The 12013-nt window shown below is 57.2% G+C and carries 10 protein-coding genes; 4 read left to right on the top strand and 6 right to left on the bottom strand.

The window, feature by feature from the left end; all coding sequences use genetic code 11:
• Positions 1–31 precede the first annotated feature (31 nt).
• Both udk and apbC read right to left on the bottom strand, forming a co-directional pair.
• A complete protein-coding gene (udk, locus tag ETEE_RS14230; protein WP_034165015.1) occupies positions 32–673 on the bottom strand; it encodes a uridine kinase in 642 nt (213 codons plus the stop codon).
• A 187-nt stretch (positions 674–860) separates the two neighbouring features.
• Positions 861–1973: an iron-sulfur cluster carrier protein ApbC gene (gene apbC / locus ETEE_RS14225; protein WP_034165014.1), complete on the bottom strand. Its 1113-nt coding sequence runs from the start codon at positions 1971–1973 to the stop codon at positions 861–863.
• Between the two features lie 353 nt (positions 1974–2326).
• On the opposite strand from apbC, the gene metG reads away from it, so the two are divergent.
• Positions 2327–4375 carry a methionine--tRNA ligase gene (gene metG / locus ETEE_RS14220; RefSeq protein WP_034165013.1) on the top strand — a complete coding sequence of 683 codons (2049 nt, stop codon included), beginning with the start codon at positions 2327–2329 and terminating at the stop codon, positions 4373–4375.
• Between the two features lie 145 nt (positions 4376–4520).
• On the opposite strand, the gene ETEE_RS14215 is transcribed toward metG, so the two are convergent.
• From ETEE_RS14215 to ETEE_RS14205, 3 genes are all read right to left on the bottom strand, one after another.
• Positions 4521–6002, bottom strand: a complete 1482-nt coding sequence (locus ETEE_RS14215) for an amino acid permease (protein WP_034165012.1) — start codon at positions 6000–6002, stop codon at positions 4521–4523.
• Between the two features lie 210 nt (positions 6003–6212).
• Complete coding sequence (gene yieE, locus ETEE_RS14210; protein WP_034165011.1) at positions 6213–7079, bottom strand: DNA-binding transcriptional regulator YeiE; 867 nt, start codon at positions 7077–7079, stop codon at positions 6213–6215.
• A gap of 195 nt (positions 7080–7274) precedes the next feature.
• Entirely contained in the window at positions 7275–7715 is a 441-nt protein-coding gene (locus ETEE_RS14205; protein ID WP_034165010.1) for a universal stress protein, read from the bottom strand.
• A 322-nt stretch (positions 7716–8037) separates the two neighbouring features.
• Between ETEE_RS14205 and ETEE_RS14200 the strand changes: the two genes are divergently transcribed.
• From ETEE_RS14200 to nfo, 3 genes are all read left to right on the top strand, one after another.
• Positions 8038–8295, top strand: a complete 258-nt coding sequence (locus tag ETEE_RS14200) for a DUF2545 family protein (RefSeq protein WP_034165009.1) — start codon at positions 8038–8040, stop codon at positions 8293–8295.
• 135 nt (positions 8296–8430) lie between these two features.
• A complete protein-coding gene (locus tag ETEE_RS14195) occupies positions 8431–9495 on the top strand; it encodes a YeiH family putative sulfate export transporter (protein WP_034165008.1) in 1065 nt (354 codons plus the stop codon).
• A gap of 118 nt (positions 9496–9613) precedes the next feature.
• The gene (nfo, locus tag ETEE_RS14190; RefSeq protein ID WP_034165007.1) at positions 9614–10462 is read left to right on the top strand and encodes a deoxyribonuclease IV; all 849 of its coding nucleotides are present in this window, start codon (positions 9614–9616) and stop codon (positions 10460–10462) included.
• A 594-nt stretch (positions 10463–11056) separates the two neighbouring features.
• On the opposite strand, the gene ETEE_RS19490 is transcribed toward nfo, so the two are convergent.
• On the bottom strand, positions 11057–11989 hold the full coding sequence (locus ETEE_RS19490; protein ID WP_071881922.1) for a glycosyltransferase family 2 protein: 933 nt from the start codon (positions 11987–11989) through the stop codon (positions 11057–11059).
• Between the last annotated feature and the right edge of the window lie 24 nt (positions 11990–12013).

The following is a 12013-nucleotide window of genomic DNA, read 5'->3' as shown; positions in this document are numbered from 1 at the left end:
AAAAGCCGCGGCGGGTGCGCCATCGGCGGACTTATTCGAAGAACTGGCTGATCTTCGCCTTGAGGATATCGATGGCGATGCGGTTTTTACCGCCGCGCGGCACGATGATATCGGCATACTGCTTGGAGGGCTCGATAAACTGCAGGAACATCGGGCGTACGGTCTTCTGGTACTGGGCCATCACCGACTCCATGGAGCGCCCGCGCTCGTTCACGTCACGCTTCATGCGGCGCATCAGGCAGATGTCCAGCGGCGTATCGACAAAGATGGAGAAGTTCAGCTCGTTGCGCAGGCGAGCGTCGGTCAGCAGCAGGATCCCTTCCAGGATGATCACCTTCTTCGGCTCCAGGTGAATAGTCTGCTGAATACGGGTATGCTCAACGTAGCTGTACTGCGGCAGCTCGATAGCGTTCCCCTGTTTCAGCATCTGCAGGTGCTGAAACAGCAGGTTGTGATCCATGGCGCTCGGATGGTCATAGTTGGTCTTGACGCGCTCCTCCATGGTCAGGTGACTCTGGTCTTTATAGTAGCTATCTTCCGGGATGACACCGATATGCGCCTCACCGACCTGCTCGCGCAGCTCGCGATAGAGGGTACTGGCAATCAGGCTTTTGCCTGAGGCGGATGCGCCTGTGATGCCAATAATGACGCACTGGTGGGTGTTGTCAGTCATGTGTTAAGACCTGGTATATAAGTGTTCGACGGGGCAAGGCACGGAAGGATCGGGATGACCGGTGCCTGAGACGCGGCAATTATAGGGAGTCTGCCCGGCGGACGCCAGTCCAATCGGCGCCGCGGCGGCGGTAAAAAATAACGGGCGTCCACCGCGACGCCCGCTATGATACGCTCGATCCCGACGCTTATACGGCGCGGAAGGCGATTTCGGTCGGAATGGATTCACCGCCCCAGTACAGCTGAGCGGCCACGTCGGCGGCCAATCGGCGGTAGATGGCGCTGAACTCGCTGTCAGGACGGCTGCTGACCGTCGGCTCGCCGCGATCCAAATCCTCACGCAGCGAAATATGCAGCGGCAGCTGCCCCAGCAGGCGGGTATGGTACTTCTCCGCCAGCTTCTGCGCTCCGCCGGTGCCGAAGATCGGCTCATGGAAGCCGCACTGGCTGCAGATGTGCATGCTCATGTTCTCCACGACGCCCAGCACCGGCACGTGCACCTTCTCAAACATCACGATGCCCTTCATCGCATCCAGCAGCGCGATATCCTGCGGGGTTGTCACCACCACCGCCCCGGTCACCGGGATGCTCTGCGCCAGCGTCAGCTGAATGTCACCGGTCCCCGGCGGCATATCCAGCACCAGGTAGTCCAGATCCGGCCACAGGGTATCCTGCAGCAGCTGCAGCAGCGCCTTGCTGGCCATCGGGCCGCGCCACACCATGGCGTTGTCATCCGTGACCAGATAGCCGATAGAGTTACTGGCCAGGCCATGGGCCATGATCGGCGCCATATGCTGCCCGTCCGGCGACGTCGGGCGCTCATGGGCGGTGCCCAGCATGGTCGGAATCGACGGACCATACACATCGGCATCCAGAATACCGACCCGGGCACCCTCGGCGGCCAGCGCCAGCGCCAGGTTCACCGCGGTGCTGGACTTGCCGACCCCACCCTTGCCCGAGCTGACGGCGATGATATTACGTACGCCCTTTACCCCCGGCTGGTCATTGGCCCGCTTCAGGGTGGCAATATTGTGCGCCAGGCGCCAGGTGACGCGCTGCACGCCCGGCAGCTGCTGCAGCGCGGGCGTCACACCGGTCTGCAGGGCATCAAAGCCGCTCTGCCAGGCAAACGGCATCATCAGTTCAATATGCAGGACGCCATCCAGCAGGGCACAGTGATGCAGCGCTTTCAGCGCGCTCAGCGGATGATTCAGCGTAGGGTGGGTAAAACCATCAAGGATTGCGCCGACCTGCGCGCGCAGCGTTTCAGGCATGGACTGCTCATGGGATTTATCGCTCATCCCGACTCCTTCATTCGTTATTATAAACCGCCCGCTCAGTCTACCAGAACTGATGGCCGAGCGCGCAGTGGATCCGCCGCCGAATTTTAGGCGCCGCCCGCCAACGCCGGCGCCAGAATCGCGGGACGCGGCCTGGGGCGTATCCCGTAACGGGTCGTGAGCGGCGCGGACGGTCATTGGCCCAGGACAAGGCGCGAGCGACGAGGTTGCGCGGGCCCACATGCACCGTGAGTCACGCGGCACCGGGCGAAAATGACCCCGACCCTACGGGACGTGCCCTAGCGACCGACGGCGCAATCGGGTAACATCAGAGGTTACCTTCCATTATTTAACCGAGAGATACAAAATCCACTATGGCTTCAGTCACTGATACAACAGGATCACGCAAAATTCTGGTGACCTGTGCGCTCCCTTACGCTAACGGCTCCATCCACCTCGGCCACATGCTTGAGCATATTCAGGCGGACGTGTGGGTACGTTACCAGCGAATGCGCGGCAATCAGGTGCACTTTATCTGCGCCGATGATGCGCACGGGACGCCGATCATGCTGAAAGCCCAGCAGATGGGGATCGCGCCGGAGCAGATGATCGCCGAGGTCAGCAAAGAGCATCAGCAGGATTTTGCCGACTTCCAGATAAGCTATGACAACTATCACTCGACCCACAGTGAAGAGAACCGTCAGCTGGCGAGCCTGATCTATACCCGTCTGAAAGAGAACGGCTTCATTAAGAACCGCACCATCTCTCAGCTCTACGATCCGGAAAAGGGCATGTTCCTGCCGGACCGCTTCGTTAAGGGCACTTGTCCCAAGTGTCAGTCCGCCGATCAGTACGGCGATAACTGCGAAGTGTGCGGCGCCACCTATAGCCCCACTGAGCTTATCAACCCGAAGTCCGTGGTCTCCGGCGCCACGCCTATCCTGCGCGAATCGGAGCACTTCTTCTTCGATCTGCCGTCCTTCGGCGCCATGCTGCAGGCGTGGACCCGCTCCGGCGCCCTGCAGGAGCAGGTTGCCAACAAGATGCAGGAGTGGTTTGAGTCCGGCCTGCAGCAGTGGGACATCACCCGCGATGCCCCTTACTTTGGCTTTGAGATCCCCGATGCGCCGGGCAAATACTTTTACGTCTGGCTGGATGCGCCCATCGGCTATATGGGATCATTCAAAAATCTGTGCGACAAGCGCGGCGATCTGAACTTTGACGACTACTGGGGCCCGGAGAGCGACGCCGAGCTGTATCACTTTATCGGTAAGGACATCGTCTACTTCCACAGCCTGTTCTGGCCGGCGATGCTGGAAGGCAGCGGTTTCCGTAAGCCGAGCAACGTCTTTGTACACGGCTACGTCACCGTCAACGGCGCCAAGATGTCCAAGTCGCGTGGCACCTTCATTCAGGCCCGCACCTACCTGAACCACCTGGATCCGGACTGCCTGCGCTACTACTATACCGCCAAGCTCTCCGATCGTATCGACGACATCGACCTGAACCTGGAGGACTTTGTTCAGCGCGTCAACGCCGATATCGTCAACAAGGTGGTCAACCTGGCCTCGCGCAACGCCGGCTTTATTACCAAGCGCTTCGCCGGCCAGCTCTCCGATACCCTGGCCGATCCGGCGCTGTACCAGACCTTTGTCGACGCGGCGGCGGAGATCGCCCAAGCCTATGAGGCGCGCGAGTCGGGCAAGGCGATCCGCGAAATCATGGCCCTGGCCGATCTGGCCAACCGCTATGTCGATGAGCAGGCGCCGTGGGTGGTGGCCAAGCAAGAGGGGCGCGATGCCGATCTGCAGGCCATCTGCTCCATGGGCCTCAATCTGTTCCGCGTGCTGATGACCTACCTCAAGCCGGTGCTGCCGGCGCTGAGCGCGCGCACCGAGGCCTTCCTCAACGCTGAGCTGCGCTGGGATACTATCGCCGAGCCGCTGCTGGGCCACCGGGTCAATCCGTTCAAGGCCCTGTTTAACCGCATTGAAATGAGTAAAGTTGACGCCATGATTGAAGAAGGCAAACTTGCCGCCGCGGCCGCGGCGAAACCCGCCGTCAGCGGCCCGCTGGCTGACGATCCGATCCAGGAGACCATCACCTTCGACGACTTCGCCAAAGTGGATATGCGCATCGCCCAGATCGTCAGTGCCGACCTGGTAGAAGGCTCAGATAAACTGCTGAAGCTCCAACTGGATCTCGGCGGCGAGCTGCGCCAAGTCTTCTCCGGCATCCGTAGCGCGTATCCGGATCCGCAGGCGCTGGTCGGCCGTCTGACGGTGATGGTCGCCAACCTGGCGCCGCGTAAGATGCGCTTCGGTATCTCCGAGGGGATGGTGATGGCCGCAGGCCCAGGCGGGAAGGATATCTTCCTGCTCAGCCCGGATTGTGGCGCACAGCCGGGTCAGCAGGTGAAGTAACGCCGCTGTCCGTTCCCCCCCCAAACCCGCTACGGCGGGTTTTTTATCGCCCCTGCATCGACAGTGCAGCCCCCTCCGCGGAAAAAAGGCAAAAAAAAACGCCCCAGGGCACAGGCACCCGGAGCGCTTTTTCGCGGTAAACCGCTTAGTCGATCTTGGTCGTCGGGAAGGTCATCTCGCTATAGCGGACAAACCGGGTTCCCTGCGTCAGCTTATAGCCGAACCAGATGATCAGGAACAGCGGCAGGCCGATATAGGTCGCGGTCACACCGTACCAGTCGATGCGATCCTCCAGGAACGCCTCATAGTTCTGTCCCAGCGTGATGATCAGACACAGCACAAAGGCGAAGATCGGCCCCAGCGGGAAAAAGCCGGATTTATACGGCAGCGCGTTCAGGTCGAGTCCCGCCATCACGTAGCCGCGACGGAAGCGGTAGTGGCTGATGGCGATCCCCAGCCAGGCGATAAATCCGGTCATCCCCGAGGTGTTCAGCAGCCACAGATAGACCTCCTGGTTGCCGAACATCGAGGTCAGGAAGCACAGACCGGCGACCACCGTGGTGGCGTACAGCGCGTTGCGCGGCACGCCACCCTTGGACAGACGACCGAAAATACGCGGGGCCTTGCCCTCCGTCGCCAGGGTATACAGCATGCGCGTCGAGGCATACATCCCGGAGTTACCCGCTGACAGCACCGCCGTCAGGATCACCGCGTTCATCACCGCCGCCGCAGAGAGCAGACCGGCATTCTTGAACACCAGGGTGAACGGGCTGACGGAGATATCCTTCACGTCATTGCGCAGCAGGCTGGGGTCAGTATAGGGGATCAGCAGACTGATGATCAGGATAGCGAACACATAGAACAGCAGAATTCGCCAGAAGACCTGACGCACCGCCATCGGAATATTTTTACCCGGATCCTTCGACTCCCCCGCGGCAATGCCGATAAGTTCGGTGCCCTGGAAGGAGAAGCCGACGATCATCGCCACCCCGATCATCGAGGCAAAGCCCCCGGCAAACGGCGCATCGCCGACGGTCCAGTTATGGAAACCGGCGCCTTCGCCGCCCTTCAGGATGCCGGCGATCATCATCAGCCCCACGGCGATAAAGATGATCACGGTACTGACTTTGATCAGCGAGAACCAATACTCCGCCTCGCCAAAGCCCTTCACCGAAATATAGTTCAGCAGGAAAATCAGGCACAGGAACAGCGCGCTCCAGATCCAGCCGGGCATATCGGGAAACCAATAGCCCATCACCAGCTGTGCGGCCACCAGATCGACGGCGATGGTCACCGCCCAGTTATACCAATAGTTCCAGCCCAGCGCGAAGCCGAAGCCCTCTTCCACATAGCGTGAGCCGTAGGTAGAAAACGAGCCTGACACCGGCATAAACGCCGCCAGCTCACCCAGGCTGGTCATCAGGAAGTACACCATCATTCCGATGATGATATACGACAGCAGCGCACCGCCGGGGCCGGCCTGGGACACCGTAGCGCCCGATGCGACAAACAGCCCAGTACCAATAGAACCGCCGATAGCGATCATCGACAAGTGCCGCGCTTTTAACTCCCGGCGCAGCGCCGGTCCTTGTCCCGCGTCGGGGACGGTAGTTTTTGTCTGAGCCATTAGAACCCTATCGTTGTTTTGCGTTGAATCATGAAACCAGGCGGGATTGTAACAAATCCATCTGCGGCGGGAAGTAACAATCTAACGATAATAAGAGAGCTTCATGATGGTTGCGGGATTATTAGCGAGTGGCTAATCGCGTGTGCAATAAAAATACACAAAGATCACAATGAGCTATGGCAGCAGCCCCTGCTGCCGCCGCCGCGGAGGCTACGCCTGGCAGTAGCTCAGAAAACGGGCCAGCGCCTTGGAGATATGCTTCTGGCGGTGGTGGATCAGATACAGCGAGCGATGCAGATTGATCTCCGGCAGCACGACCTCGACCAGCGTACCGTTGCTCAGCTGCTCTTCGATCACCCGGCGCGACAGACAGCTGATGCCGATGCCATAGCGCACCGCATGCTTGATGGCCTCGGAGTTGCCCAGCTCCATCACCAGATCGAAGTGGGGCAAATGAGAGAGCAGCAGATGTTCAACCACCTCGCGGGTGCCGGAGCCAGTCTCACGCAGAATCCACGGCGCCTCCGCCAGACGGGCCAGGGTGACCGGCTCACGCAGCAGCGGGTGATCCGGCGCGGCAAACACCACCAGCTCATCCTCCAGCCAACTTTGAGTGGTCAGCTCTGGCATGTGACACGGCCCCTCGATCAGCCCCAGATCGGCGTTAAACTCCGCCACGGCGCTGATCACATCGTGGCTGTTGCCCACGTGCAGCTCCAGCGGCGTCACGGGAAAATCGCGACGGTAGGCGGCCATCATCGGCGGCAGAATATAGTTACCGATGGTGCTGCTGGCGGCAATGCGCAGCGCCCCGCTCTCCCCCTTAAACAGCTGTTCGATTTCGCTGGCCTGCTCCAGCAACGCCATCGCTTTCGGATACAGCAGGCGACCGTGCTCGTTGACCACCAGCCGTTTACCTACGCGATCGAACAGACGCACCGACAGTTGGGTCTCCAGATCCGACAGCGCCGCACTCACCGCCGACTGCGAAAGCGCCAGCACCATGGATGCCTGCGTGGTCGAACCGCTTTTCAGTACTTCTGTAAAAACTTCCAGTTGTCGCAAGGTAATGTGCATAGACAGATCCAAACCGTTTCAACCAACGCGCCGTCCCCGGCGCCGATAGCCCTGTGACCCGACGACGACGGGGCCGCTCTCTGCGTCTAATATTGCGTGCGCAGCGCCAACTATAGATAAATCAGAAAGAATTTACTACTTAAAGCGATTAATATCTCACGTCCGGCCTCCCCGACCAGAGAGGCCGGCGCAGGATCAGCGCACCACCAGCACGGAGATGCTGGCGTGGCGCACCACGCGGGCGGCGTTAGAGCCGAGTAGGTAGGTTGACATGCTGGGACGGCGTGAGCCGATCACGATCAAATCCGCGCCGCACGCCCCGGCCTCTTTCAGGATCTCATCATAGATAGAGCCCCAGCAGACCTTGACGCCGGTGCGCTCCGGCGGCAGCGGCAGCGATGCCGCCAGCGCCTCCAGCCGTCTTTCGGCCTGCTGTAGCGCCGCATCACGCAGCTCAGCGATCTGCTGGGGATACTCGCTCATAAAGATCGTGGGAACAGGGGAATGCACATGTAGCAGGCGCAGCGAAGCCTGGGACTGCTCGGCCAAAAACAGGGCGTGCTTCAGCGCGACCTCCGTCAACTGAGGCTCTTCCAAATCAACCGGTACCAAAATCATGTTATAGGTGCCATCCATTGTGGATCTCCTTTATTGATGATTGATGTAAATGATTGATAGTTAACCCAGCTACTGTCACTCAGACGCACCTGCCGCACACACGGCCGGGGCGCCCTGGAAAATCCCAGCGGAGCGCGTCGCACCCGCGCGCCTCTTCCCTGCGCAGCGCCGTGCGTACCTGACGCCGCCGCCGAAAGATCCCGTCTGACTATAACACAAACGGGTGATTTATTCGCCGTCGCCCCACCCTGCGCAAACGCCGCCGTCCTTTACCCCGGCACAATTACACTATACTCAACGTAGGCAGTCTAAACACGACAGCGGCGGGCGGGAGGCTACCATGGAAACCCTGTATGGCTATCTGATCGGTGCGCTGGTGACCCTGGCGATCTGCGCCTTTGCCTGGGCCAGGCGCGGGTGGCGCGGCGGTGCGCTGGCCTTTGTCCTGCAGGTGACGCTGGCCTGCGGCTTTTACTATGGCGCCTGGCTGCTCTCTCAGGGCAACACGGTTACCGCGGCGCTGGCGGCGCTGCTCTCCCCCCTGAGCGTCCTGCTGATCATCATCAATACCAATGCCGCCACCCCGCCGGATGCCTAAGCCGAGCGCATCCGGCGCGGAGGTATCTAGCAAATATGTCTATAAAACATAGTACTATTATCGATTTAGAATTTAGCCACTGTCTCTTTAAGCTTGACGGCTCTTAAATTCACAATAATACAGTTCAGAATAACAATGACAGAAAACAGATCGCGCGCTTCACACCAGACCCACGCCCTGCTGCGCCTGCTCCCCGGGCTGCTGCTGACCGGCATCATCACCGCCGTATCCATGTGGGCCGGTGCCCTGCCCTGGGTCGAACAGCTCGGCTTTGGCGCCCTGACCTTGGCCATCATCCTCGGTATACTGATCGGCAACAGCGTCTATCCGGCCCTGAGCATTCCCTGCTCCGTCGGGGTTCATCTGGCCAAACAGAAATTCCTACGCCTGGGGATCATCCTGTATGGCTTCCGCCTGACCTTTCAGCAAATAGCCGACGTTGGCCTAACCGGCATCGTCACCGATGCGCTGACCCTCAGCTCCACCTTCCTGCTGGCGTTGTGGCTGGGTCGTAAAGTCTTTGGCATGGACAAACAGACCGTGATGCTGATCGGTGCCGGCAGCAGCATCTGCGGCGCGGCGGCGGTCATGGCCACCGAACCGGTGGTCAAAGCCGACGCCAGCAAGGTTTCGGTTGCCGTTTCGACCGTCGTTATCTTCGGTACCATCGCCATCTTCCTGTACCCCTGGCTCTATCAGCTCAACGCCCACTACCAGTGGATCGCCATGACCCAGGAAAGCTTCGGCATCTATATTGGATCTACGATACATGAGGTGGCCCAGGTGGTCGCCGCCGGACGCGCTATCAGCGATGACACCGGCAACGCCGCGGTTATCGCCAAAATGATCCGCGTGATGATGCTGGCGCCGTTTCTGCTGATCCTGTCCAGCGCGCTCAGCCGCGGCGCCGGCAACGCCGGTGGGAAAAAAGCCCCGATCACCATCCCCTGGTTCGCGGTTATCTTTATTCTGGTCGCCGGCTTTAACTCCTTTAACCTGCTGCCCGGCGCGCTGGTGCACGCGCTGATCACCCTGGATACCATCCTGCTGGCCATGGCCATGGCCGCCCTTGGCCTGACCACCCACATCAGCGCCATCCGCCAGGCCGGTATCCGCCCCATCATTCTGGCCAGCCTGCTGTTCGCCTGGCTGATTATCGGCGGCGCCGCCATCAACGTCGTGATCCAGCGCTGCCTGTAAACGACAGCCTCCGCACCCTGTTAACCCATGGTTAGCAGGGTGTTTTGTTTTGGGTAAAAAACTACGCTGCCCGTGCGTTCAGTGCCATAATAGCGCCATCGCAACAGGAGATAACCCTATGAAATATATTGGAGCTCACGTCAGCGCCGCCGGAGGGCTGGATCAGGCCCCCGCCCGCGCCCATGCGCTGGAAGCCACCGCATTTGCGCTGTTCACCAAGAACCAGCGCCAATGGAAGGCGGCCCCGCTGACGGACGATGCCATTGACGCCTTCAGGGCCGCCTGCACGCGCTATGACTATCGGCCGCAGCAGATCCTGCCGCACGATAGCTACCTGATCAATCTGGGCCATCCGGTCGCCGAGGCGCTGGAAAAGTCGCGCGGCGCCTTTATCGATGAAATGCAGCGCTGTGCCGATCTGGGGCTGACCCTGCTCAACTTTCACCCCGGTAGCCACCTGCTGCAGATCGACGAGCGCGACTGTCTGTCCCGCATCGCGGAGTCAATCAATCTCGCACTCTCTCAGACCCAGGGGGTATGCGCGGTGATCGAGAACACCGCCGGTCAGGGCAGCAACCTGGGCTTCCGCTTCGAGCAGCTGGCGGCCATCATTGAGCAGGTCGAGGACAAATCGCGCGTCGGAGTCTGTATCGATACCTGCCATGCCTTCGCCGCCGGCTATGATCTGCGCGACGAAGCGGCATGCGAGGAGACCTTTGCCCAATTCTCCCGCACCGTCGGCTTTACATATCTGCGTGGCATGCACCTCAACGATGCGAAAAGCGCCTTCAACAGCCGAGTTGACCGACACCAGAGTCTGGGGGAAGGCAATATCGGCTATACCGCGTTCCGCTGGATCATGCGCGATCCGCGCTTTGACGGCATCCCGCTGATCCTGGAAACCACCGATCCCGATCGCTGGCAGGATGAGATAGCCTGGCTCAAGGCGCAGCAGAAAATAGCGTAACAAAACTATCTATATAATTCATATAGATAAGATATTGCTAAGCATATTTTTGCTAAGTGAAGCGCGACTTGAGCCAGAATACCGCTGCACTTTTCCAGTCCATGTCTACTCATCAGAAATGGGCTGGCGTTTTCCACACAATGATACACTCGCTGCAACCTATTAATGCGTGGGCACCACAGTGCACTCTGGAGGCTGCGCTGAGGTATGTGCTCCGATATCCCATTAGTATGGCTAATACGTCTGCGACCTAGGATTTTCATCCTACATTTTAGGGATAGTTTCTACGTCAAATATCGCCCATGGCAAAAATTAATACGGTGATCTATATAGCTCAGCCCAGATGGAGAGTTAAAATTTTTGATAATGATACAGATTACGCCATTCAGTGTAAGCCAGTCTAAAGCGATCTACGCACTCATGCGACTATCGCGATGTCTAACCAAGGCAATCACGAGACATTGGCAACCTTGGATAATTGCAGAGATAAATATATCAATGAATGTCATAAAAACCGACTATATCCATTCAAATATCAATATATCTGCAATAGCATGCAGATATATCAAAACTCAGAGAGGGAATATTCAATAGCTACAAATCATTAATATAGTCTGGGCGTGGCATTCCCTTGGTCTGAGGGAAATCAGACCACTCAATAAAGTCCTGACTCAACCGGTCACTAAAATATCTACGATAAAATTTAGTATCCAATCCATGAGAATCAACGGCAAGATCTTCTTTTAATGATTTTAAATGATAAAAAACGATACCATTGCTTTTTTCTTTTGATTTATGAGAAAAAACCTCATAATTATACGCATGCTTGAAAAACGTATTTTTTGATACCCTAAAGATACCATGATCATAACCCGCAGTGAGAGGAGCACTTTTTCTTAACGCTAGCTCACCCACATCATTACGTTTTAAATTAATACCAAAAAAATAATTATATTCATCGCTGGGATTTTTTGAAAGAATATACTCTCTTATTTTAAGAAAGGCATCGGTAATTAAGATACAATCACCATCGACCTTCATGACATATTCTTTGGTAGTTTTTGACAACGCAAAGTTATAGTAATTAACCAAACTCCGCTCATCCCTAGGATCTAATGCGACATGCTCAAGACTGCCTGGCGGAGCCACAGCTGGGATATAATGAAATACCTTTATCTTGTGTGGGTATTTTTTGCGCATTTTCTCACAGATGGCTGGCGTAGAATCTGTACAGCGGTTATGCACAATGATCAATTCATCCAATTGATCAATATAGCTTTCTATCGAGCTTTCTAAGTAGCGTTCCTCATTATACAAACGCATAATTCCCGATATTCCGGCATCTCTCGCCCGTGTTAATGAAGATCGATCGAAGCGATATTCATCTTGGCATCGATAAATATGGCCCTCATGTATAATTCGCCGCCAGCGATAATATAGAATATTTATATTTTCGACGATTATTGATATAGCTTTATTAATAACCCAAGAGAGATTCTTTCCTTTCAACCGAGACAAAGGAGGCATATTATCACCATTTAAATACTTTTT

The sequence above is a fragment of the Edwardsiella anguillarum ET080813 genome (assembly GCF_000264765.2).
GTDB lineage: Bacteria > Pseudomonadota > Gammaproteobacteria > Enterobacterales > Enterobacteriaceae > Edwardsiella > Edwardsiella anguillarum.
Note: the sequence above shows the minus strand (reverse complement) of the source record. Positions and strands in the feature narration are given on the sequence as shown.

What these genes read in the sequence shown, in the direction of transcription:
- udk (WP_034165015.1), bottom strand. Translation starts at nt 673, where the DNA reads ATGACTGACAACACCCACCAGTGCGTCATTATTGGCATCACAGGCGCA.
- apbC (WP_034165014.1), bottom strand. Translation starts at nt 1,973, where the DNA reads ATGAGCGATAAATCCCATGAGCAGTCCATGCCTGAAACGCTGCGCGCG.
- metG (WP_034165013.1), top strand. Translation starts at nt 2,327, where the DNA reads ATGGCTTCAGTCACTGATACAACAGGATCACGCAAAATTCTGGTGACC.
- ETEE_RS14215 (WP_034165012.1), bottom strand. Translation starts at nt 6,002, where the DNA reads ATGGCTCAGACAAAAACTACCGTCCCCGACGCGGGACAAGGACCGGCG.
- yieE (WP_034165011.1), bottom strand. Translation starts at nt 7,079, where the DNA reads ATGCACATTACCTTGCGACAACTGGAAGTTTTTACAGAAGTACTGAAA.
- ETEE_RS14205 (WP_034165010.1), bottom strand. Translation starts at nt 7,715, where the DNA reads ATGGATGGCACCTATAACATGATTTTGGTACCGGTTGATTTGGAAGAG.
- ETEE_RS14200 (WP_034165009.1), top strand. Translation starts at nt 8,038, where the DNA reads ATGGAAACCCTGTATGGCTATCTGATCGGTGCGCTGGTGACCCTGGCG.
- ETEE_RS14195 (WP_034165008.1), top strand. Translation starts at nt 8,431, where the DNA reads ATGACAGAAAACAGATCGCGCGCTTCACACCAGACCCACGCCCTGCTG.
- nfo (WP_034165007.1), top strand. Translation starts at nt 9,614, where the DNA reads ATGAAATATATTGGAGCTCACGTCAGCGCCGCCGGAGGGCTGGATCAG.
- ETEE_RS19490 (WP_071881922.1), bottom strand. Translation starts at nt 11,989, where the DNA reads ATGCCTCCTTTGTCTCGGTTGAAAGGAAAGAATCTCTCTTGGGTTATT.